This is a genomic window from Caminicella sporogenes DSM 14501 (assembly GCF_900142285.1).
Lineage (GTDB): Bacteria > Bacillota > Clostridia > Peptostreptococcales > Caminicellaceae > Caminicella > Caminicella sporogenes.
In genome coordinates this window covers 1-24236 of sequence record NZ_FRAJ01000017.1, presented here as the reverse complement: position 1 = coordinate 24236, position 24236 = coordinate 1, and the positions used below count along the sequence as shown (strand labels likewise).

24 protein-coding genes, 2 tRNA genes, 1 rRNA gene, 1 other RNA gene and 1 other annotated feature are annotated in these 24236 nt (G+C 27.5%); of the genes, 3 read left to right on the top strand and 25 right to left on the bottom strand.

Translation table 11 applies throughout. The features are described 5' to 3' along the window. Window positions 1-40: 40 nt before the first annotated feature. The 6 genes from ffs to serS form a co-directional block, all read right to left on the bottom strand. An RNA gene (ffs, locus tag BUA90_RS09780) (signal recognition particle sRNA large type) lies at window positions 41-306 on the bottom strand. Window positions 307-329: 23 nt separating this feature from the next. Continuing rightward, a tRNA-Ser gene (locus BUA90_RS09775) sits at window positions 330-418 on the bottom strand. A 68-nt stretch (window positions 419-486) separates the two neighbouring features. After that, window positions 487-936, bottom strand: coding sequence for a tRNA adenosine(34) deaminase TadA (tadA, locus tag BUA90_RS09770; RefSeq protein ID WP_072968110.1), 450 nt, complete (start codon window positions 934-936; stop codon window positions 487-489). 20 nt (window positions 937-956) lie between these two features. Further along, a tRNA-Arg gene (locus BUA90_RS09765) sits at window positions 957-1033 on the bottom strand. 120 nt (window positions 1034-1153) lie between these two features. Further along, window positions 1154-2656 (bottom strand): M1 family metallopeptidase, encoded by a 1503-nt coding sequence (locus tag BUA90_RS09760; protein ID WP_072968108.1) that lies wholly within the window; start codon window positions 2654-2656, stop codon window positions 1154-1156. A 783-nt stretch (window positions 2657-3439) separates the two neighbouring features. Beyond that, on the bottom strand, window positions 3440-4717 hold the full coding sequence (serS, locus tag BUA90_RS09755) for a serine--tRNA ligase (RefSeq protein WP_072968106.1): 1278 nt from the start codon (window positions 4715-4717) through the stop codon (window positions 3440-3442). A 66-nt stretch (window positions 4718-4783) separates the two neighbouring features. Beyond that, window positions 4784-4997 (bottom strand) — a binding site (T-box leader). A gap of 195 nt (window positions 4998-5192) precedes the next feature. Here serS and BUA90_RS09750 point away from each other — a divergent pair. Continuing rightward, window positions 5193-5399 (top strand): hypothetical protein, encoded by a 207-nt coding sequence (locus tag BUA90_RS09750; protein WP_072968103.1) that lies wholly within the window; start codon window positions 5193-5195, stop codon window positions 5397-5399. Between the two features lie 57 nt (window positions 5400-5456). Here BUA90_RS09750 and BUA90_RS09745 read toward each other — a convergent pair whose 3' ends face one another. The 14 genes from BUA90_RS09745 to BUA90_RS09680 form a co-directional block, all read right to left on the bottom strand. Beyond that, entirely contained in the window at window positions 5457-5705 is a 249-nt protein-coding gene (locus tag BUA90_RS09745) for a sigma-70 family RNA polymerase sigma factor (RefSeq protein ID WP_072968102.1), read from the bottom strand. Between the two features lie 20 nt (window positions 5706-5725). Beyond that, the gene (locus BUA90_RS09740; RefSeq protein WP_072968100.1) at window positions 5726-5953 is read right to left on the bottom strand and encodes a carboxymuconolactone decarboxylase family protein; all 228 of its coding nucleotides are present in this window, start codon (window positions 5951-5953) and stop codon (window positions 5726-5728) included. A 60-nt stretch (window positions 5954-6013) separates the two neighbouring features. Further along, complete coding sequence (locus BUA90_RS09735; RefSeq protein ID WP_072968097.1) at window positions 6014-6256, bottom strand: carboxymuconolactone decarboxylase family protein; 243 nt, start codon at window positions 6254-6256, stop codon at window positions 6014-6016. A 215-nt stretch (window positions 6257-6471) separates the two neighbouring features. Continuing rightward, complete coding sequence (murI, locus tag BUA90_RS09730; RefSeq protein ID WP_072968095.1) at window positions 6472-7281, bottom strand: glutamate racemase; 810 nt, start codon at window positions 7279-7281, stop codon at window positions 6472-6474. A 211-nt stretch (window positions 7282-7492) separates the two neighbouring features. Continuing rightward, window positions 7493-10288, bottom strand: a complete 2796-nt coding sequence (locus BUA90_RS09725) for a UPF0182 family membrane protein (RefSeq protein WP_072968092.1) — start codon at window positions 10286-10288, stop codon at window positions 7493-7495. Window positions 10289-10527: 239 nt separating this feature from the next. Next, window positions 10528-11103, bottom strand: coding sequence for a rubrerythrin (gene rbr / locus BUA90_RS09720; protein WP_072968090.1), 576 nt, complete (start codon window positions 11101-11103; stop codon window positions 10528-10530). 53 nt (window positions 11104-11156) lie between these two features. After that, window positions 11157-11576, bottom strand: coding sequence for a Fur family transcriptional regulator (locus BUA90_RS09715; RefSeq protein WP_072968088.1), 420 nt, complete (start codon window positions 11574-11576; stop codon window positions 11157-11159). Between the two features lie 36 nt (window positions 11577-11612). Further along, window positions 11613-11792 (bottom strand): MarR family transcriptional regulator, encoded by a 180-nt coding sequence (locus BUA90_RS09710; RefSeq protein WP_072968087.1) that lies wholly within the window; start codon window positions 11790-11792, stop codon window positions 11613-11615. Between the two features lie 201 nt (window positions 11793-11993). Beyond that, complete coding sequence (locus BUA90_RS09705; RefSeq protein ID WP_072968085.1) at window positions 11994-13019, bottom strand: PTS sugar transporter subunit IIC; 1026 nt, start codon at window positions 13017-13019, stop codon at window positions 11994-11996. A gap of 70 nt (window positions 13020-13089) precedes the next feature. Beyond that, window positions 13090-13923, bottom strand: a complete 834-nt coding sequence (nadC, locus tag BUA90_RS09700; protein ID WP_072968083.1) for a carboxylating nicotinate-nucleotide diphosphorylase — start codon at window positions 13921-13923, stop codon at window positions 13090-13092. Beyond that, the gene (nadB, locus tag BUA90_RS09695; protein WP_072968081.1) at window positions 13916-15472 is read right to left on the bottom strand and encodes an L-aspartate oxidase; all 1557 of its coding nucleotides are present in this window, start codon (window positions 15470-15472) and stop codon (window positions 13916-13918) included. The genes nadC and nadB overlap by 8 nt, the downstream gene beginning before the upstream one ends. Before the next feature lie 13 nt (window positions 15473-15485). Next, the gene (gene nadA, locus BUA90_RS09690; RefSeq protein ID WP_072968079.1) at window positions 15486-16397 is read right to left on the bottom strand and encodes a quinolinate synthase NadA; all 912 of its coding nucleotides are present in this window, start codon (window positions 16395-16397) and stop codon (window positions 15486-15488) included. A gap of 148 nt (window positions 16398-16545) precedes the next feature. Next, on the bottom strand, window positions 16546-17067 hold the full coding sequence (locus tag BUA90_RS09685; protein ID WP_242945078.1) for a transcription repressor NadR: 522 nt from the start codon (window positions 17065-17067) through the stop codon (window positions 16546-16548). 64 nt (window positions 17068-17131) lie between these two features. Then, window positions 17132-17788: a GntR family transcriptional regulator gene (locus BUA90_RS09680; protein WP_072968075.1), complete on the bottom strand. Its 657-nt coding sequence runs from the start codon at window positions 17786-17788 to the stop codon at window positions 17132-17134. 274 nt (window positions 17789-18062) lie between these two features. Here BUA90_RS09680 and BUA90_RS09675 point away from each other — a divergent pair, with 274 nt between their 5' ends. Both BUA90_RS09675 and argH read left to right on the top strand, forming a co-directional pair. Then, a complete protein-coding gene (locus tag BUA90_RS09675; RefSeq protein WP_072968073.1) occupies window positions 18063-19295 on the top strand; it encodes an argininosuccinate synthase in 1233 nt (410 codons plus the stop codon). Further along, window positions 19292-20674: an argininosuccinate lyase gene (argH, locus tag BUA90_RS09670; RefSeq protein WP_072968072.1), complete on the top strand. Its 1383-nt coding sequence runs from the start codon at window positions 19292-19294 to the stop codon at window positions 20672-20674. Before BUA90_RS09675 ends, argH begins: the two co-directional genes overlap by 4 nt. Before the next feature lie 45 nt (window positions 20675-20719). Here the strand turns inward: argH and BUA90_RS09665 are convergent, their stop codons facing one another. From BUA90_RS09665 to rrf, 5 genes are all read right to left on the bottom strand, one after another. Next, on the bottom strand, window positions 20720-21355 hold the full coding sequence (locus BUA90_RS09665) for an SdpI family protein (protein ID WP_072968071.1): 636 nt from the start codon (window positions 21353-21355) through the stop codon (window positions 20720-20722). Between the two features lie 21 nt (window positions 21356-21376). Beyond that, complete coding sequence (locus BUA90_RS09660) at window positions 21377-21682, bottom strand: DUF3784 domain-containing protein (protein ID WP_072968070.1); 306 nt, start codon at window positions 21680-21682, stop codon at window positions 21377-21379. A gap of 66 nt (window positions 21683-21748) precedes the next feature. After that, on the bottom strand, window positions 21749-22009 hold the full coding sequence (locus BUA90_RS09655; protein ID WP_072968069.1) for an autorepressor SdpR family transcription factor: 261 nt from the start codon (window positions 22007-22009) through the stop codon (window positions 21749-21751). 96 nt (window positions 22010-22105) lie between these two features. After that, a complete protein-coding gene (locus BUA90_RS09650) occupies window positions 22106-23329 on the bottom strand; it encodes an MDR family MFS transporter (RefSeq protein WP_072968068.1) in 1224 nt (407 codons plus the stop codon). A 642-nt stretch (window positions 23330-23971) separates the two neighbouring features. Beyond that, window positions 23972-24088: ribosomal RNA gene (gene rrf, locus BUA90_RS09645) — 5S ribosomal RNA — on the bottom strand. Window positions 24089-24236: the final 148 nt, after the last annotated feature.

Sequence of the window (24236 nt, the reverse complement as noted above, 5' to 3'; positions counted from 1 at the left end):
GCTTTCCCATATGCTCCTTTTCATTTATTTAAAATTAACGTCGTGCACCCATTCTCGACATGATACCACAGACGTAACCTGAACAGTTAACTCAAATCAGGCTACCCTACGGCACACGGGAGTACTTACTTACCGTTGCTTCCTTCCGGACCTGGCGGGGTTCATAAGTTCCCGTTGCGCAGGACCCAATTATCCTCGCCACTTATTCAGGGCAGACTCCACAAGTATCATGCCTCAAATGGGACTTCGACCCTGCTATAGCGGATTGCAGGTTACAGGGCACCGCTACCTCCCCATCTAGCACGACAAACTTTATAAACTTTTTTCACTGGCGGAGAGAGCGGGACTCGAACCCGCGGGGCCTTACGGCCTTACACGCTTTCCAGGCGTGCCCCTTAGCCAGCTCGGACACCTCTCCAAACTGTTCTTTTTCAAAATTAATAAATTTATAATCTATATTATTAGCCATAAAATCAACTACTAATTTTATTTGCCTCTTAATCGCCTAAAAAATTTTTTCATTATTTCACTACATTCACTTTCTAAAATACCATAAATAACTTCAGCCCTGTGATTTAATCGCTCATCATTCACTATGTTATATAAAGAACCAGCAGCTCCACCCTTTGGGTCCATAGCTCCTATGACAAGCTTATTGAGTCTAGATAAAACTATTGCACCTGCACACATTGCACAGGGTTCTATTGTAACATAAAGTTCACAATCTGTCAATCTCCAACTACTTAAAACCTGTGCAGCTTTTTTTATAGCAATTATTTCTGCATGAGCTGTTGGGTCTTTTAAAGTTTCACGCAGATTATAACCTCTAGCTATAATCTCATTCTTTCTTACTATTACTGCTCCTATAGGAACTTCTCCTATTTCGAAGGCCTTTTTAGCTTCTATTAAGGCTTCTTTCATAAAATATTCTTTCATTTTTTCACCTTTAAATAAAGTGGTGCACCTGAGAGGATTCGAACCTCCGACACGCGGTTTAGGAAACCGCTGCTCTATCCTGCTGAGCTACAGGTGCACAACATTAAATTAATTTTATAATCTTTGGCAAATTATATGATAACACAAAATCCTTCTTATTTCAAATACATATTTTGTAATATGTTGTAAATATTACGAAATATAAAATGTGTTTTTTCTATTTTAACCATTTATTAAAATAATTGTCTAAATCATCTCCCGTTACTTCTTCACAGACTTTTAAAAAATCTTCGGTTGTAGCTATTTTATACTTATACATATTATAATATGTTTTTAAAATTTTATAAAAAGTTTTTTCTCCATACTTGTTTTTAAGATTATCTAAAAAAACTGTCCCCTTAGTATAAACCAAAAAACTATAATCATTCCAATCTTTAAACTCACTTAAAGTCTTAAGCACAGCTTCATCTTTTAATGAATCTACAGCTTCATTATATCTATCTAAATTCTCATATCTATAATATTGATTTCCTCTAATATCTCCATAATTTTCACTATAATATATTACTTCTGAATAAGAAGCAAAGCTTTCATCTAACCAAGGTTCATCTATTTGGTCATTTCCAACTACACTATACCACCATTGATGAGCAGTTTCATGTACAATAACTTCTTCTAAAAAATCTATACTATTCCAATTATAATACTGTTTGCCTATAAATACTATTTGAGGATATTCCATTCCACTTGGAAAGTTTGTTTGAACTACTGAATACTGTTTATATGGATATTTTCCAAAAACATCATTAAAAATCTTGATAGATTTTTCTGCAAATTTTACTGATAAATCTTTTATTTTTTTCTCTATTTTTCTTGTCTTTATAAAATAAACTTTTAATAATATACCATCAACTTTCCTTTTAACAATTTCAAAATTTTTACTTGCTACCCACGCAAAATCCCTTGTTTTTCTAGCCTCTATGTGCCATTCTCTTACATTTCCAACAAGTTTATCAGATAAAATTGTTCCCGTTGCAGCTACTATTATATCTTTTGGCGTTTTTATAACTACATTATAATTGCTAACATCACTATAAAACGGATCACCTATAGAATAATATGGGTCTAAATTCCAACCCGTTTTATCATATACTGCTACTATTGGATACCAATTTCCCAAATTAAAAATCTCATCTTTATAACCAAATCTTTCTATTGACGGAGGAATTTTTATTTCATATTCCATTTTTATTGAAATTTTTTCTCCTGGTTTTAAAACTTGTGGTAAATTAACTTCCATTATTGTATCCCCAACTCCACCTATACTGAAATTTCCCCTTTCTTTATTAACCCACAAATTTTTTATGTTTATACATCCTTCTTCAAATCCATTTGGAAATGCTATCTTTAAATCATCAAACAAAAAAGGAAGAGTTTCTTTCTTTTTAAATGCATTGGGATACAGGTGAAAATATATTTTATCAAGAGATACTTTTTCATTATTTGTATATATAACTTCTTGCTTTCCCACTATCATCTTTTTATCTGGATAAAACTGTATTTCTATATTATAATTAGTCAGACTTTCTTTAAGCTTACCTTTCTGAGTTTGCAAATCTTCTAATGCTTTCATTTTTATTTCCTTCTGTACACTACAAGATGAAAAAAATATAGCAAAAATTAAAACTAAAGATAATATTTTTATCTCTTTTTTAAACATACTCGTTCATTCCTTTTTACAATATATATTTATAAAATTATATTTCATGTAAATAATAACATAAATGGAATATATAATAAAGACTAGGCTTTTTTTATCTCTTTATTATATACAAAATTATATACAGATGCTAAAAAAACAATCGATGTAGTATGCGTCAACTTTATGGTTTCCTCAGCTAGTAATTGTCACGGTCAAACCCCACATTATATGGTTTACCTGAAGTAACTAAAATCCATTCTACTAGCGGTGGATTGATAACTTTTTAATAATCCTAAAAAATAAATCCCAAACTTTGAAAATCAAGGAATTTATAGTAAAATATTAGTATGTAAAAACAAAATATTTTCAATGATAATATAAAGTTTTAACAAATATATGAGTTAACAAAATCATAAAAGCTTATTGAATAAACACTTAGACAGAATATTGAAAATTTTAAACGAAATAAGGATGTGATTTAGTGCATAAATTCAAAAAATACCTAAAAGAAAATCATATAGTTCTAAAATTAATAATAATAATAACACTCTTAGCATTATTTATAACTGAAGATATTCCTCTCTATGGTTTAGGGTTTATATTAGTAATTATAAACTTGTTATTCTACTATAATAGAAAAAAATAAAAAAAGAGCTGTCACATTAAAAATTGCTAATGTACAGCTCTTTTTTTATATCGTTTTATATCGATTTTTAATATATTTACTAATAAAATAAAATTAATATCTAAAAAAATATACTTAAATAAGACTTTTTTTAACCTAGTCCTTTTAATAAATTTTTATTTAGTAATTTTCTCTAATCCTCCCATATAAGGTCTAAGAACTTCTGGTATTACTACTGAACCATCTTCTTGCTGATAATTTTCAAGAATTGCAGCTAAAGTTCTTCCAACAGCAAGTCCTGAACCATTTAATGTATGAACATATTCGACTTTACCTTTTGGCTCTGGTCTAAATCTTATATTTGCTCTTCTTGCTTGATAATCTTCAAAATTACTACAAGAAGAAATTTCTAAATACCTACCGTAACTTGGCATCCATACTTCTATATCGTATGTCATAGCTGAGCTAAATCCTAAATCTCCTCCACACAATCTCACTACTCTATAAGGTAATTTCAATCTTTTTAAAACTTCTTCAGCTGCAGCAAGAAGACTCTCCAATTCTTTATAAGAATCTTCTGGTCTTGTAAACTTTACAAGTTCAACCTTATTAAATTGATGCTGGCGTATAAGCCCTCTTGTATCTCTTCCTGCTGAACCTGCCTCTTTTCTAAAACATGGAGTGTAAGCTGTATGATAAATTGGAAGCTTTTCTCCATCTAAAATTTCATTCATATAAAGATTTGTTACAGGAACTTCTGCTGTAGGTATCAAATAATAATCTTTACTTGGCAAATAAAACATATCTTCTTCAAATTTTGGAAGCTGACCTGTTCCAATCATACTGTCTCTATTTACCATAAATGGCGGTATAATTTCTTCATAACCATGTTCAGTTGTATGAATCTCTAACATAAAGTTTATAAGTGCTCTTTCAAGCTTAGCTCCTAATCCCCTATATACTGTAAATCTTGAACCAGTTATTTTTGATGCTCTTTCAAAATCTAAAATTCCAAGGTGTGTTCCTATATCCCAATGTGCTTTACTTTCAAAATCAAATTTTCTTGGCTCTCCTACTCTTTTAACTTCAACATTATTTTCATCACTATCTCCTTCTGGAGTATCATATCTTGGAGTATTCGGTATAGTTAAAAGTTTTTCTCTTATTTGTTCATCTATCTTCTTTAATTCATTATCCATATCTTTTATTTTATTTGAAAGCTCTTTCATTTCAGCTAGAACTTCTGATACATCTTTACCTTCTCTTTTTAGTTTTGGTATTTCTTTAGATACGGTATTTTGTCTATTTTTCATTTGTTCAACTTCGCCTATTATCTGTCTTCTTTTTTCATCTAACTTTAATACTTCTTCTAATCCAAAATCTCCCTTTCCTCTCATTTCGATAAGTCTTTTCACTTCATCAAACTCATTTCGAATTCTTTTAATATCTAACATTTAATACCCTCCTCCTAATTTTTTAATAACATCTACATCAAATAAAAAACTCTCATCCCTAATAAAATTAGGGACGAGAGATTGTTCCCGCGTTGCCACCCTTATTGGCTTTAAAAGCCCTCTCTTAAGCATATTAACGGTTGCCAACCGATTAAGCTTACTAATTTTTTTCAGCTTAATAACTCTGGGACGGATTCAATAGACAGTTATATCGACTTCCACCAACCGCCGACTCTCTTAAATAACTGTTCTATTTACTATTTCCCTTCATAGTCTTTTAATTATTTTTTCCGTATTTTAACATAATTTTTCGAATATTTCAAGCCCTTTAACTAAAAATAAATTCTAATTATTTTAAACTGAATTTGAAACTACAATTAATCTAAAAACAAACACATGTTATATTTCTTTTACATTTTGGTTATATTCTAAATAAACATTATATTTATTAATATTATTAGGAGGTAAAAATACTATGAAAGATTTTAATCTTTTAGACGTTTATTCAAAATTAGGTGATTTAAAAGAAATAAACTATAGAAATATATTAGCTATAGCAACTATAATAGAACTTTTAATAGAAAAAGGAATTATATCAAGACAAGAATTTACACATAAAGCTTATATAATTGATAATATGTCTACTGAAGAACTTAAAATATTAAGAACCATGAATAGATAACACTATCTCTTAAAGCCCAGTAAATATTCTGGGCTTTAAAATAATAATTATTCCAATTTATATATATCTTTTTAATATATTAAATATCTTTTTTTCTAGTAAATCAACTTCTTCCTTCATTTTTTTAGGAGAAGTATTAAAGATTTTAGCTAATTCTCTTATTTGTACTGGTCTATTATCTTTTAATCCGTATCTATATTTTATTATTTCTCTCTCTCTATTATTTATACCCGAACTTTTATTAATTATCTCTTCTAATTTATCTTTTATAATTTCTATTATTTCTAAATCAATATTATTATCCATAATACTCTCCCTTTTAAAAACTACTTTGTAATATCTGTTTTAAGTGCATTATTAAATTTATTAAAATAATTAAAAATTCCTACTACACATGCTATCTCTATAATTTCTCCATCATCAAAATATTTTTTCATATCGTTATAAAGTTCATCAGAAACTTTGTTAGAATCTACAGTCATTACTTCTGCAAATTCTAATGCAACAAGCTCTTTTTCAGTAAACATTTCAGGATTTTTTAACTTTTTTTCCATTTCTCTTATAGTATCTTCCGATACTCCTGCTCCTTTAGCTATAGCAGTATGAGATGAAAGTCAGTAAGCACATTCATTCATTTGAGATACTCTAACAGCTATCATTTCTTTTAATTTAAAATCTACTGTTCCAGTTTTTAAAACTGCTCTAAAATGATCAAATGCAGTCTTTAAAAGCTGTGGCCTATATGCTAATGTCCTAAACATATTTGGTATATTTCCACGTTCTCTTAAAAAATCTTCAAATATTTCTCTTGCCTCACCATCAACTTCGCTTGGCTTTAAAGGTCTTATCCTTGCCATTTTATCACCTCTCTTTATTTATATTTTCTAGATGTAGTTTTCATTATATGTGTATGTATCAAATAAGAAGAAAGATTTTTTTCCTCTTCCTTTTTTGCAAAAAATAGGGATTTTAAAAACTCTATAAGTCTTTTCATATCCGTCACCTTTCTAATAAAAGTCTAATAATGAATATTATTTTATTATATTTACCCTATCTTTACAAGAAAAAGCCTTTAGTTTTGAATATTTAAACAATTTAGTTTTTCTAAACTAAATTTTAATAGTTTTTTTGAAAGTTCTATAATTGACCTATCATTTTTTGAATTGTATATATCAAAATAAACTTCTCTTTTTTCTTCATCATTTAACAAATCTTTACTGTTAAGTATATTTTTTAAATGTCTTGCAGTTCCTTCATTTCCATCAATAATGTAAACTCTATCTCCAACGACATTTCTTATTGATTCCCTTAAATATATATAATGAGTACAGCCTAAAACTATTGAAGATATTTCATTTATATCTATTCCAGTAAAACACTCTTTTACTGCTTTTTCAACTTCAACCCCATCTACTATCCCACTTTCAACTAGCTCTACAAGTTTAGGACATGGAAGTTTAATTATATCAGATTTTTGACCATATTTTTTCATCAATTCATTAAATTTCTTTTCCTTTAATGTCATTTCTGTTGCCATTACTACTATTTTTCCATCAAGATTCATTTCTACCGCAGGTTTTAATGCCGGTTCCATTCCTATTATAGGTATATCATATATTTCCCTAAGCTGTTTAACAGCAGCACTTGTAGCTGTATTACATGCAATAACTATAGCCTTTACTCCTTTATCTATGAAAAATTCACAAATATTTTTTGAAAGTTCAATTACCTGACTTGGAGTTTTAACTCCATATGGAGCATTTTTAGAATCACCGTAATATATATATTTTTCATTAGGCATTATCTTAATTAATTCAGCTAAAACACTTATACCTCCCATACCTGAATCAAAAACTCCTATAGCCAATTTTTTATTATCCATATTAAATACCACCACCAATATTTACTATAAGTATATATTTACTTTTCTGTTGAATATCATATAGTCTTAATTAAATTTGCTTAAAAAACTAATTTTGCAATCACACATCTATTATCTATTAATAATAATTTTAATTCAATTTTACCATATATTTATTATATCCAGAAAATACTCCAATAAAATAACCTCCTTCAAAATGGAGGTCATTTTATTATTCTACTGTAGCCTTTTCTGATAATTTACTATTTATTTCCGATAATCTCTTCAATACACGCTCTAGCTCTTTGAGAAGTCTTCCATATTCAGCCCAATTACCTTGTCTTTGAGCTTCTTGAGCACTACTAAATACATTATTTGCTCTAATTATAAGTTCGTTTATATTTTCTCTTTCGATAAGTTTATTAGGAACTGATATATCAACTTTTGGCATATCTGATTCTTTACCGAATATCTTTTCTAATGATTCTCTTAAAGTAGGCTCCATAACTATTTTATCTCCATAAGCTACTATTACTCTTTTTACTTCAGGCAAACTATTTTCATTAGCTGATTTTATATATATTGGTTCTACGTATAATAAAGAATTTTCAATAGGTATTATGAGTAGATTACCTCTTATAACTCTTGATCCCTGCTGATTCCAATAAGTCATATCCCTTGAAATTATTGGATCAGAATCTATTCTATTTTCTATCTGCATAGGCCCATATATATTTTTACTCTTAGGAAGTTTATAAATTACTAACTTACCATAATTTTCTCCATCACTTCTCCCTATAAAAATAGCCGTCATATTATCCTTACCTTTAGGCGTATAAGGAACAGATAAAATAAATTCTTCCCTTTCTTCACCAGGTAATTTCATAAGTAGATAATTTGATTCTATTTGCTGTTCTTGAACATCATACTGTTCTTTTGCTATATCCCATTTATCTTCCTCATTATAAAAAACTCTAGGGTCTTTCATATGATACATTCTATATACTTCTGACTGTATATCAAATAAAGTTTGTGGATACCTTATATGATTTCTTAAACCTTCAGGCATTTTATCCATAGTTGTAAATAATTGAGGAAATATTTTAGCATAAGTCATTACTAACGGGTCATTTTCATCAGCTAAATAATAAGTTGTTGTTCCATTATATGCATCTATTACTACTTTAACAGAATTTCTAATATAATTTATATCTATATCTTCAAGAGGTTCTGAATACGGATAATTACTACTAATTGTATATCCATCCATAATCCAGTAAAGTTTTCCATCATTAAGTACTATATATGGGTCAGAATCATATTCTATAAAAGGCATGATTTTTCTAACTCTTTCATGTATGTTTCTATTTAAAATTATCTTACTTTCAGATGTTATATTTCCCGATAAAAGCATTTTAAGACTTTTTTGTTTATAAGCAAAAAGAAGCTTATTTAATCCATTTAATTTTATACCTGCTTTTCCTTCATATACACTTTCAGCATTTGTTTCCCCTTTTGGATAATCAAATTCTTTTTCTTTAGTATCAACTATAATATAATTATCTGTTAATTCTCCAAAATATATTTCTGGCCTCTTTACTTCAAGCTTAGCTACATTTGTAATTGGAGGAATATTTTTTATAAGCATTTCTGGAAGCCCTACTGCATTTACCTTGTTTACAGGCGATAAAACTATTCCATATCCATGAGTATAAATTAAATGCTTATTTATAAAAGTTAATACATCTTGATTTATACTTGTTTGATCAAGTTCTCTTGCCGATAAAAACACTTGCGTATATTTTCCATCTATATAATATCTATCTATATCAACATCTTTAAATCTATAATAATGTCTTATTCCTTGTTTTGCATTATAAACTAACTTAGTAGGTCTATAATCATTTATTCTTATATTGCTTATAGTTTCATCATTTTTCTTTATATCCTCTAATGTCAAACTTTCATTAGCAGAAAATTCTCTTTCCTCTACATTTTTTAGATTATAAGCATTTTGAGTATATTCAATATTATATTCTATATACTTTCTTTCTTTTGATATCTCATCTGGCGAAACTATATAATTTTGAACAATGATAGCTCCTATATTTCCAATTATACTTACAATTATCATTAAAACTGGTCCAGATAATGCTAATCTTATTTTTCTTTTCCTTATTCCAACAACTAATAACACTGCTGATACAAAAGAAAGCATCATAAACACTTTATATTTTAAAAGAACAACTTTTATATCCGTATATCCTGCACCATAAACTACTCCTCTTTGAGAATATAAAAGTTCATAAGTTTTAAAAAAATATCCCACTCCTATTATTATAAAAAATATTACTCCAATAATTGTTAACTGTTTTATTACTATTTCAAATAACCTTTTTCCATTACCCAAATTTATATGTCTTCTTCTTATTTTTATTTCTATTTCATCATTTACATGAGTCTCTACTAATGTAGGACGTCTTAAAGTTATCATTATAAAACAAAATATTATTGTAATTATTGCAAGTAAAAATATAAAACTTATTATCATATAGTATGCTTTGTGAAATAAAGGATACTTAAAAATATAAAAAGATATATCTTTCCCAAATATAGGATCAGATATATTAAAATCTGTTGAATTGATAAATTTCAATATATCAAACCATAAATTACCTGATAAACTAATACTTGATATAAATCCTGTAAATACTGATACCAAAAGTATTATCTGATTTATTATTTTTTCTGGTACAGCTCTATACACAACACTTACTTTTTTGTAATATTCTTTTTTTACTGAATATAAATATAAATATACAAATACTGTAATTAATATAAAAGCAGGAATCCCTATTTTTAATTCAGTTATCAATTTTGTTAAAAATACTTTTTCAAAACCAACTTCTTCAAACCATTTATAATCAGTAATAAAATTTATTATTGTATTAAAAGAAGTCGAAATCATTATTATTACCAAAACTACTAATCCTAATATAATCTTTTTAGCTTGAGTCAAAATTCTCACCTCTCTATTACTTTTATTATTTATTTCTATTTATACCAAAAAATCAAAAATTATTCTCTAATATTTTTCATAAAATTCAACAAAATTGATTACTAATAACACTGTTTTTTCAAAAAATCAGAAAACTTATACATTTACTTTATTTCTACATCTTTTGCTTCTTTTCCTCTATTTTTTTTAATAATCTCTTCTAAAATAAAAAATAGCGAAGAACTATATATTCTTCGCTATAACCAAACCTAATAGTTAGTTTCTTTTAACTCAAAATAAGCCTTTTTATATCCACATAAAGGACATTTTTCAGGAGCTGAATTTGCTTCATGAACATATCCACAATATCTACATTTCCATCTAACAACTTCATCTTTTTTGAAAACTTTATCTTCTTCTAAGTTTTTAAGAAGTTTTAAATATCTTTGTTCATGCTCTATTTCTGCTTTTGCAACTAAATCAAATACAGCAGCTATTTGAGGAAAACCTTCTTCTCTTGCTATTTTTGCAAACTCTGGATAAATCTCTGTATGCTCTTCATTTTCACCCATAGCTGCAGCTTTTAAATTTTCTAAAGTAGTTCCTACTTTGCCTGCTGGATATGTAGCAGTTATTTCTAAAGGTCTTCCTTCTAAAAAACTAAAAAACTTTTCAGCATGAGCCTTTTCATTAAGTGCTGTTTCTAAGAAAAGTTCAGCTATTTGTTCATAACCTTCTTCCTTAGCCTTTTCAGCAAAAAATGTATATCTATTTCTCGCTTGAGATTCACCAGCAAAAGCCTTTAACAAATTTTGTTCTGTTTTAGTACCTGCTAAATTTTTCATAAATCACATCTCTCCTTTATCAATTTTATTGTTAAATAATAAATTAGATAATATTAATCTATTTGTAAGTTTAAACAATATTTACATACTCCCTTATAATAAATATGCTTTTCTTTAATTTGAAAATCTTTTAGCATATCATCTTTCATATTAGAAATATCTATATTAAAATCATATACTTTCCCACATCTTTCACATTTAAAATGTCCATGAAATGATACATCTGCATCGTATCTAGTTTCGTTTTCTTCGATTGTAATAACTGCAACAATATTTTTTTCTATAAATAAATTCAAAGTATTATAAACAGTAGTTTTTGAAAGAGTAGGTATTTCTTTTAACAATTCTTTATATATTGTATCTACTGTTGGATGATTTCTATTGTTTATTAAATATTCAAAAATTTTTATTCTCTGTAAAGAAGGTTTTATTCCATGTTTTTTTAAATAATCACTAACATTTGTAATAATCATTTTTTACGGATAATATCCTCCTCATCTCCTTTTCATTTATCTCTTTATCTCATAATAACAACGCTTTGGAGAATAGATTTTTTCTTCACTTTTTAATTCTTTAATAATTTTACTGACTTCATTTTTATCTAGTCCTGACATTTCAGCTACTTCACCTGTTTTAAGTGGCTTTCCAGCTTCCTTAAATGTTTTTAATACCAATTCCTTTTTTTCCATTTTTTGTCCCCCTCTTTTATTATTATTTAAATTTATAAATATTATGTAATTATATTAATTTTAAATTTGTAATGATTACAATTTAAGTTTATACATATTTTTATGTTTTGTCAATACATATTAAAAATATTTTTACAAAAACTAAGATACCCCATAAAAACTCTTTAAAACAAAAGAATTTTTATGGGGAGGTTGCAAATTTTATTGATTTAATTTCATATCTCCATATTTAATATATCCTTTTTTTCTCATATATTCAGAAATGGCAAAAGTAAGTATTGCCGGAAGTATAAAATGAAGTAGTCCTATATTTAACAAAATCTTATCCATAGACATTTTTTCTGACATTGAAGCTATAGTTCCAAATTGTCCTACTAAACCACTTGTTCCCATTCCTGCTCCTATACTGTTATTTTCCATTTTAAAAACGTATGTTGCTAATGGTCCAAGTATAGCACTTGAAAGAGTTGGTGGAACCCATACCAGTGGATTTCTTACTATATTTGGAACTTGAAGCATTGATGTACCAAATCCTTGAGCCAAAAAACCACCTATTCCATTTTCTCTATAACTTGCTATAGCAAATCCTATCATTTGAGTTGCACAACCTACAGTAGAAGCCCCCGCTGCAAGTCCACTTAACCCTAATGAAATCGCCAATGCTGCACTACTTATTGGAAGAGTTAATATCATTCCCATTAAAACAGATATTATTATTCCCATAGGTATTGGCTGAAGTTCCGTAGCTCTATTTATTATAGCTCCTAATCCTTTCATAATCTCAGCCATAACAGGACTTACAAATATTCCTATAAATCCACCTAATATAATAGTTATAGCTGGAACAAGTACTATATCAACCTTAGTCTTTCCAGAAATCAATTTAGAAAATTCTGATGCAAGTAAAGCTGCTACAAAAGAACCAACAGGCTCTCCTATTTTAATAGTAGCTTTTACTCCATCAACAGCTATAGTACCTGCTCCAATAGCTCCTACTACTATTGATGCAAATATCCCAAGCGGTGGTGCTCCAATACTATATGCAACAGCTCCTCCTATTGCCGGTCCCATCATAAATTGAGCAAATTTACCGAAAACAACTAATTGACTTATTCCTAAATAATCACCTATTTGTTTAAGTATAAGTCCTATTATAAGCGAGCTAAATAACCCTAAAGCCATTCCATTAAGAGCTTTAATTATATATTCTCTAAAATTACCTCTCACTTTTTCACCTCTTTTTAATAAATTTCAAATTTTCTTCTATAAACTAAAAAATACTTGAAAACCTTTTATTTTAAATAATATTCAAACTTATATCCATAGCTTTAACAGAATGAGTCAAAGCTCCTACAGATATAACATCTACTCCAACTTCAGCAATTTGAACTAACTTATCTAAAGTAATTCCTCCTGAAGCTTCAATTATAACCTTTCCCTTTCCAATTTCAACTGCTTTTTTCATATCTTCAAGCTCCATATTATCCAGCATAACTATATCTGCTCCAGCATCAATAGCTTCTTTCAATTCTGTTATGCTTTCAACTTCAACTTCAACTTTAATTGTATGAGGTATTTTATCTTTAACTTTAAGTATCGCTTCTCTTATTCCACCGGCTGCTTTAATATGATTATCTTTAATCATAACTGCTTCTGATAGATTATACCTATGATTATAACAGCCACCTATTCTTACTGCATATTTTTCAAGTATTCTAAGACCGGGAGTAGTCTTTCTAGTATCAACTATTCTTACTGGAAAATCTTTAACAACATCTCTATATTTTCTCGATATAGTAGCTATACCAGACATTCTCTGTATGAGATTAAGAGCAAGTCTTTCACCTTTAAGTATGGCTTTAGTATTGCCTTTAATTTCAGCTATTATAGTACCTTTTTCTACTTTATCCCCATCTTTAACATTAAATTTAAAGTTAACTTCTTTATCTAAAATTTTAAATACTCTTTCAGCTACATATAACCCAGCTATAACGCCTTCTTCTTTAGCTAACATATATGCCATTGATTTACTTTCATCATCAATTAAATTATCTGTAGTTATATCAATATTATTAATATCTTCCTTTAATCCATTTTTTATTATTTCATCAACTAATACCCAGTTAAGCATCTTTAAATTCCTCCAAACTATCAACTATAATATGACTTCCTAAACTCTTTTCTCTGTTTAAAGCAGCTTTAACTATTAAATAAGCAACAGTTGCAATATTAAAACATTCATAAAACTCTTTACTATCTTCTTTACAACCATCTAATTTATTTAATATTTCTTCTATCATATTTAAGGCTTTGTTTAACCCTTCCTTGCTTCTCAATATAAAAGCATATCTGCCCATTATTTTTTTTACTTTAACTTTAATTTCTTGAATTTGCTTTTTATCTATTCTTTTATAATTTTCTTCATTCTCTATTAAATAGTTTTCTATTTCTATACGCTCTATAATTTTATTTATATCATTAGCTATTCTATTTCCAAATACTAATCCTTCTAAAAGAGAATTACTAGCTAATCTGTTTGCACCATGTACTCTTACACAAGATGTCTCTCCACAAGCATATAATCTCTGAATATTTGTCCTGCCAAAATAATCTATCTTTACTCCTCCCATAATATAGTGCTGAACTGGACATACTGGAATATAATCTTTAGTCATATCTATATTCCTAGATAAACACATTTTGTATATATTTGGAAATCTACTTTTTATAAAATCTTCATTTTTATGAGTTATATCTAAATAAACACAAGGCTTATCTTCTTTTAACATTTCATTAAAAATACTTTTGGCAACAATATCTCTAGGTGCTAAATCTTTAAGTTCATGATACTTTTCCATAAATGCTTCTCTTTTACTATTTCTAAGTACTGCACCCTCTCCCCTTACGGCCTCTGAAATCAAAAATCTTTTACTATCACTTTCATTATATAAAGCCGTTGGATGAAACTGTACAAATTCCATATCGACTATTTCTACTCCTGCTCTATAGGCCATAGCTATACCGTCACCTGTAGCTATAATTGAATTAGTAGTATTATCATAAACTTGTCCAATCCCCCCAGTAGCTAAAACAGTAGCTTTAGATAATATTGCATATATTTCTTCTTCATTTTTTACTAAAACTCCTAAACATTTATCATCTACAGTTAATAAGTCTATTGCAAATATGTTTTCTATAATATTTATATTTTCCCTTTTCAATGCTTCTTCAGATAAAGCTCTTATTATTTCTTTCCCAGTTTCATCTTTTGAATGTAAAATCCTTCTCTTTGAATGTCCACCTTCTTTAGTTACTCTTATATTCCCATCTTTATCTTTATCAAAATTAGTTCCTATTTTAATAAGTTTTTTTATATTTTCTGATGCCTCTTGTACTAATATCTTTACAGCTTTTTTATCATTATAATAATTTCCTGCTTTAATAGTATCTTCAAAGTGAAGATTTATATCATCATCTTCACTAAAACAAGCAGCTATTCCACCTTGAGCTAAATTACTATTATTTTCACTTATTTTATCTTTAGATAAAACTACTACTTTGTAATTTGAATCTATATTTAAAGACGTATAGAGACCGGCAATTCCAGTCCCTATAATTAATACATCACAATACTCTTTTCTTATGCTATTTAATCTAAAATTTGTAATATACCTTCTCATTTTTTTAACTCCTTTATGATATTTTTAACATCCTTTCAAGAGATTTTCTAGCTGCTTTTATAACACTTTCCTCTATATTTATTTCATTAATTTCATCTCTTAAAGCTCTATATACATCTTCAAGACTTGTTTTTTTCATATTAAAACATACAAGCGATGGAGAAAGTAAATGAAATTTCTTTTCAGGGTTTTGTTTTCTTAATGAATGAAGTATTCCCATTTCAGTCCCTATTACAAATTTCTTATCATCCGATTTATTTACATATTCAATTATTTGAGATGTACTTCCTACAAAATCTGCTTTCTTAACTACTTCTGAATTGCATTCAGGATGAACTAAAATTTTTATATTACCTCTATGTTCTCTAACTATATCCACTTCTTGAGAACTTACTCTATGATGAGTTATACAAAAACCTTCCCAAAGTATAATCTCCTTTTCAGGTACTTGTTTTGCAATATAGCTTCCCAAATTTTGGTCCGGAATAAACAAAATTTTATTACTATCAAGGGATTTAACTACTTTTACTGCATTTGATGAAGTACAGCATATATCACTCTCTGCCTTAACTTCTGCTGATGTATTAACATAACATACTATTGGAATATTAGGATATTCTTCCTTAAATAATTTAAGCTGCTTTGCATCTATCATATCAGCCATAGGACATCCAGCATCAAGAACCGGTAAGAGAACTTTTTTATCTGGTGAAAGTATCTTTGCACTTTCTGCCATAAAATGAACGCCACAAAAAACTATAATATCTGCATCAGTTTCAGCAGCTTTCCTGCTAAGAGCTAAAGAATCTCCAACAAAATCAGCTATATCTTGAACTTCAGGTATTTGATAATTATGAGCAAGTATTACAGCATTTTTTTCCTTTCTCAGTCTATTTATTTCATTTACCATTTCTACCGTATTCATTTATTTATCTCCTCTCCCGATTTATATTTACAGACATATAATTTTTATATTATTTTTTACATAATGCTTAATTAAAATTTATAATACAAAAAAATCATTGACTGTATTTACATCTGTCTTGTCACTATTATATATAAAAAAGAAACCTCTAGCAATCCTTTATTAAAAACCCTTTTTCATCTAATTTCTTAAGTATAATATCATATACTTTTTCATTAGGTATTTCTATTGTATGAATATGTTCTCCACCCGTAAGTGAAGACAATGGTTCTGCCTTAGCATCCTTTACCTTTTCTATAAATTTACCTAAGTCATACCTGCTTTTTATCATCAAAGGACATCTTATTTCTCCATATACAGGATGCATTACTATTACATCGAGAACTTTTGCACCCATATCTATTAAAATCTTTAATTCTTCTTCAATAGATTTATATCCGCTATGACTACATACTATTGTCCTTATATTGTCATTATTTTGAATAGGTTTAGGTATATAATATCCATTTGATGTAGCTAAAATATTAATGCCTTTTGCTCTCAAAACAGCTATATCCTGCACAATAACTTGTCTACTCACATTAAATATTTTAGCAAGTTCCGAGCCAGTTATAGGTTCATTAATACTATTCAATACATCTAAAATTTTATCTCTTCTTTCATCAGTCAATCTTTCACCTTCTTTCATTCCTTTTTATAATCTATTTTAAAAGACTACCTAAACAGGTAGCCTTTTAAAAATTTTCAGCATTTTTTTTAGAATTATTTACATGTTTTAATATTGCTTTTACAGCTTGACCAACATCCCTATTAATGAAAGCATTTAAAATTTCTCTATGTTCTTCAAGAGCACTTTCCATTCTACCTTCAGTTCTCAATGATTTATATCTAGTTGTTTTCATAAAAAACTGAAAATCTTTAAGTATTTGCTCTAAATATCTACTTTTAGTTGCTTTATAAATGGTTTCATGAAATCTAGTATTTAATTCTGCAATCTTATCTAAATCCTTTTTAAATGTATAAAATTCCATAAGTTCAAATATATCTTTAAGTTTTTCTAAATCACTATCATCCATTCTTTCTATTGCCCATTTTACAGCTATACCTTCTATAGCAATTCTAAGAGTATATATATCCTGTATATCTTGTTTAGTTATACCTTTAACTATTACTCCTCTATTAGGTATATTTTCAACAAGACCATCTAATTCTAACTGCTTTAAAGCTTCTCTTACAGGAGTACGACTAACACCTAATTCTTCTGCAAGTTTAGCTTCTACAATCTTCTCACCACGAGAATACTTTCCAATTAAAATATCTTCTCTTATTTTATCAAAAATTATTGAAGTTAAAGACCTATTTTCCTTTTTATCATTAAATATACTGTCCATTTTTTCCTCCAAAATTTGAAACCATTAATCTACACTAAAAGTTACATTTTTTGTATCCGTGTATATTTTATATTATAAAAATTGTTTTGTCAATGTTGGAATCTTCTGATTTCTCAGCCGTCATTCTGATATTTTTTTAACATAAAATCTATATAAAAATGAATAATCAGCATATATTTTTTATGTATATTTATTAATTTTTTTGTATATTTATATTGAATTAAATTTCTTTTCTGTTATAATATTTTATAAAAATACATCAGGAGGTATTTTTATGAAAAATGAAAAAGTCATTTTAGCCTATTCCGGCGGCTTAGACACATCTGTCATTTTAAAATGGTTAAAAAATGAATACAACTTTGATGTTATTGCTGTATGCGTAGATGTTGGTCAAGAAGAAGATTTAACTTTAGTTAAAAACAAGGCATTATCAACTGGAGCACATAAAGCATATATCGTAGATGTTAAAGAAGAATTTGTTACTGATTATATTTTCCCAACTTTAAAAGCTGGTGCTATATACGAAGATGATTATTTACTTGGAACATCATTTGCTCGACCTTTAATTGCAAAAAAATTGGTAGAAATAGCTGAAAAAGAAGAAGCTATTGCCATAGCACATGGAGCAACAGGTAAAGGGAATGACCAAGTACGTTTTGAAGCTACCATTAAAGCTTTAAATCCTCATCTAAAAATAATAGCTCCTTGGCGTGAATGGAATTTAAAATCAAGAGAAGATTGTATAGACTACGCACTAAAACATAATATACCTGTGCCTGTTACTAAAAAAGATATTTACAGTCGTGACAGAAATATATGGCACTTAAGCCATGAAGGTGGAAATTTAGAAAATCCTTGGAATGAACACGATGAAAATATTTATCAAATATGCGTAAAACCTCAAGATGCACCCGATAAACCTACTTATATAGAAATTGAATTTGAAAAAGGTGTTCCTATTTCCATAGATGGAAAAAAATATTCACCTGTAGATTTAATTTATAAACTCAATGACATAGGCGGTGTAAATGGAATAGGAATTATTGATATTATAGAAAATAGACTTGTAGGTATGAAATCACGAGGAGTATATGAAACCCCCGGTGGAACAATACTATATGAAGCTCATAAAGCATTAGAAAAACTTGTATTAGATAGACCTACTCTTAGCTTTAAAAAAATAGTAGCAGAAAAATACGCTCAATTAGTTTACGATGGTTTATGGTTTACCCCTCTTAAAGAAGCTTTAGATAAATTTATTGACAGTACACAACAAGTAGTTACTGGTACAGTAAAATTAAAACTTTATAAAGGCACATGTAAAGCCATGGGAACAAAATCTCCTTATTCACTGTATAATGAAGATTTCGTAACATTTGGTGAAGATAACGTATATAATCAAAAAGATGCTGAAGGATTTATTAATTTATTTACATTATCTATAAAAATACGTTCACTTATGAATTATAAAAAAGAAAATTTTAAAAAGGAGAAACAAATAATATGAAACTTTGGAGTGGAAGATTTTCAAAATCTACTGCAAAATTAGTCGATGAATTTAATGCTTCCATATATTTCGATAAAAAACTTTATAAACAAGATATAACTGGAAGTATAGCCCATGCTAAAATGCTTGAAAAATCTAATATCATCACAAAAGAAGAAAATTTAAAAATAATAAATGCTCTTAAAGAAATATTAAAAGAAATAGAACAAGGTAAAGTAAAATTTAAAATAGAATATGAAGATATTCATATGAATATCGAAAAACTACTTATAGATAAAATAGGTGAAATTGGTAAAAAAATACATACAGCTAGAAGTAGAAATGACCAAGTTGCTGTAGATATTCGTCTATATCTTAAAGAAGAAATAAACAACATATGTAATTTACTAAAAAAACTATTAAAAACTTTAATTGATATTAGTGAAAAAAATATAGATACAATTATGCCCGGTTACACTCACCTGCAAAGAGCACAACCAATAACTTTAGCTTATCACATTATGGCATATTTTCAAATGTTTAAAAGAGATTACCTAAGATTAATAGATTGTCTCGATAGAATGGATTATCTACCTCTTGGAGCAGGTGCTTTAGCTGGTACATCTTATAATACAGATAGAAAATTTATAGCTAATGAATTGAATTTTAAAGGAATTTGTGAAAATTCTCTCGATGCAGTTAGTGACAGAGATTTTATAATTGAATTTTTAAGTGCATCTTCTATTATCATGATGCACCTAAGTAGATTTTGTGAAGAATTAATAATATGGAATTCTAGTGAGTTTAATTTTATTGAAATGGATGACAGTTATAGTACTGGAAGCTCTATAATGCCTCAAAAGAAAAATCCAGATGTAGCTGAACTTATAAGAGGTAAAACAGGAAGAATATATGGCAATTTATTTAATATATTAACTATAATGAAATCTTTGCCACTTGCATATAATAAAGATATGCAAGAAGATAAGCCACTCCTATTTGATACAGTAGAAAATTTAAAACCTTGTTTGAAAATTTTTAATGAAATGATAAGTACTATGAAAATAAAAAAGAATAATATGAAAAATGCTACTAAATCAGGTTTTATGAATGCAACTGATGTTGCCGATTATTTAGTTAAAAAAGGTATTCCTTTTAGAAATGCTCATGAAATAGTTGGTAAAATGGTTTTATACTGTATACAAAATAATAAAAATATTGATAATCTAAGTTTATATGAATTTAAAAATTTTTCTTCTCATTTTGAAAATGATATTTTAGAAAAAGTTAAAATTGAAAATTGTATTGAATCTAAAATTTCTCTAGGCTCAACATCTTCTAAAAATGTAATAAATATGATTAAAAATGCTAAAAATTTCTTAAAAACAATAAAACCATAGACAAGCAAATAAATGTCTATGGTTTTACTTTTTACTTTATAAAATTTATTCTTTAGATATTTTTTTAAATTCTATATATGAATACAACATTGGATAAAAAATTACTATTATCATAGCTAATATAAAAGTAATTAATCCCAATATTCCTTTAGTTAATGAAGTAACTATAATCAATAATCCTCCTATTATAAAAGAAAATGCTCCTACTCTATGCGTTTTTTTCCACACAAATTCACTAGCAAGTGTCCAAGGCGTTTTTATTCCAAAGAAATAATTATGTCTTATTTGACTCATAAAATTTCCTATTACTATAAATAGTATCCCTATAAGTATCCTTACAATTACACTTAGATTAATATTAAATCCTAATGCAATCATTATTATACTCCAATTCAAAACTATCATAAATAAGACAATTGATATTTTTGTTACTTCATATGCTTTTTTATGCTTTAAATAAGAATTTTTTTTAGGGTCTATGCTAGGTAAAAAAGTCATAAATAAATATATTGCTAAAGGTAATAATGAAGTAAAAATTACATAAGATTTACTGCTATATTTATCCGGCTGTCCTCTAAAATCAAAATGAGTAGCTACTTTATCAGGTAAACTATTATAAATAAATACGGTCCCCAATATTGACAAAAATATTAATATAATTATAAATTTATTGATTTTCATCTTCTTCTCTCCATTCCCATTTTAATTTCTAGTTTTTTCATATTTTTTATTTCCAATAATCATCCTAACACATAAGCCCACTACTGTTATAATGAAAAAAAGAATTGTATTAAAATTTAATATTAATCCTATAACAGAAATAACTATTATCGCTAAACCCATTAAAATAAAATTTACACCTGTCCACTTTGCTAAACCTTCTTTATCAATAATTTTATTCTTATCGTATCCTGCTAGCATTTCAACCATATTGTATTTATACAATAATATACCAATTAATAAATTAAAAATACCTACAATTGCAAATATAATATTTGCAACTTTCATAATATTCTCCTCCTTACTTAACAATCAAATTATAAACTACAAATACTTTTACATGACTTTTTATATTTAATCAATTTCTAAAAAATCAAAAAACCATTTAATTATTTCTTGAATTGCTGTCGTATTTAAAGAATATAATATTTTTTGTCCTTGTTTTTCAGCAAATACTAAATCAGCATTTTTTAATATATTTAAATGATGACTTATAGATGGTTTACTTATATTAAAATATTCGGCTATTTCTCCTGCTGTTAAATCTTCTTCTCTAAGTAATTTTAAAATCCTTCTTCTTGTAGGGTCTGATAATGCTTTAAATACTCTATTCAATTTGCCACATCCTTTAGTAAAAAAAAATATAATTAGATATTTATCTAAATATCTAATTATATTTTAACTTCATACTTTATTTTTTTCAATCAAATTTTAATTATTTTTTTCAAATAGATATAAATTATACATTAAAAATATTGCAAATAAAGATAAAATAAATATTACTGGCCAAATCATTCTTATACCATATATTTCTATAAATAATCCCATTACAACTGGACTTAAAGCACGACCTGAACCTATAATTAGAGGTAATATAGAATTAAATCTTCCTCTATGAGACATAGGAGTATGATTTGCTATATAAACTCCTGAATTTGTAGCTGCAATTATTTCACCTATACTCCATATTACTGTTGAAAAAATAAACATATAAAAATCATGTATAAAATATATCATTCCAAAACCAATTGCATATAAAATTAAAGCAATCATAATATTAACAACCGGTCTAATTTTCTTTGTAATATTAATAACTATTGTAGTAAATCCAACAACTACTAATGCATTAGTTGTCATTATAACTCCATAATATTTTGGCCCCTTATATCCAAATATTTCTTTTATTTGCAATGGTATTCCAAAATCTGATTGAGCATAAACAAAAGATATTATTATTGATATAGCTGAAAATGCCAAAAGTGATGGTCTTTTTAAAAAAACAACTAATACATTTCCTTTTTCAGATTTTTCTTCATTATTTAAATTATAACTTTCTTCAATTTCATTCTTTGTTGGTTTAGTATCTTTAACAAAAATTGCTACTAATATTAAAGAAATAAAAGTAGTAATTGCATCTCCTAAAAAAAGCAATTTTAAATAATTATTATACAAAAATCCTGCTATTAAAGGTCCAATTGCAAAACCAATATTAATACCTAAGTATAAAAGAGCATATGCTTGTTTCCTATTTTTTTGATTTGTCAAATCTGTAATCATTGCACTATTAGCTGGAGGTGCAGCTCCACCAAAAAAAGTAGCTATTATTAATAAATAAGCAACAAAAATCGAATCACCTAAAAAAGCACAAGGTATTATAAATATCGCAGCAAGAGCTTGTGATACAATAAATATTTTTTTTCTTTCAACATAATCAGATAAAAATCCTCCTAATATTGTACCTGGAACTGAAACCATTGCTGCTATCATCCTATAAAAGCCTACTCTACTCTCACTTAATCCAATTTTTTCAGTCAAGAAAAAAACTAAAAACGGAAAAACAAAATTTCCCATGCTATTAATAACTCTTGCAAAAAACAATATATATATTTCCTTTGGCAGTCCAGAATAAGGCCAAACTTTTTTTAATATATTCATTAATTATTCCCCCATTTTTACTCTTTTCTCAACTCCCAAACATGTTTTTTAAATAAAAAAACCTAGAAGACGAATTAATGTATGAGACTCGTCTTCCAGGCTTTTATCCTAGAAGTGTAGCTTTACTTTTGCCTGCAGTACTTGGACTAGACTCATTTAGCCAGAACCATAGGCACACTCTCATAATCTCATTTTATATATTATTTTTTATATGTTATATTTTTTACATATTTTTTTTATATTATATGGATATTTTATGTACATGTCAATAAAATTATTATATTTTGAATATAAAAATAATTAAAATTTCTATTTGACAGTTTAACAGCTAATAGATGTTTTCACGTGAAACAATATTTCATGACAATGTTGTCAGCTCTTAGCTCTCAGTGTTTTTAAAGTTAGTCTTTTAAAACACTTTAAAACTTCTTAGGAATAATAATTAATAGTAAGTGGCAAGTAGTTAGTAGTAAAAAAATCTTTTGCTACTAACCACTAACAACTAACTTAATTCTCAACTCAAATTCATTACTCTAAAATCTTTTAATTCTCAATTTTTAATTTTTAATTCCCCTGTTTGAATTTTTTAGCAAAAAAACAAAATCCTCTGAAGAATCTTTAAATTCCTCAGAGGATTTTTATAACCGGCAACGACCTACTCTCCCAGGCGGTCTCCCACCAAGTACCATCGGCGCTGAAGGGCTTAACTTCTGTGTTCGGTATGGGAACAGGTGTATCCCCTTCGCTATAGTCACCGGACTTATAAAACAATTAATAATTAATAGTGAATAATTAATAAGTAAAAAACCAACAAATACTAAATTATCAAATGATTTTAAGTTCTTTTAACACCTATTCATTATTCATTATTAACTATTAATTGCTTTTTTGTTTGTTCTCTCAAAAC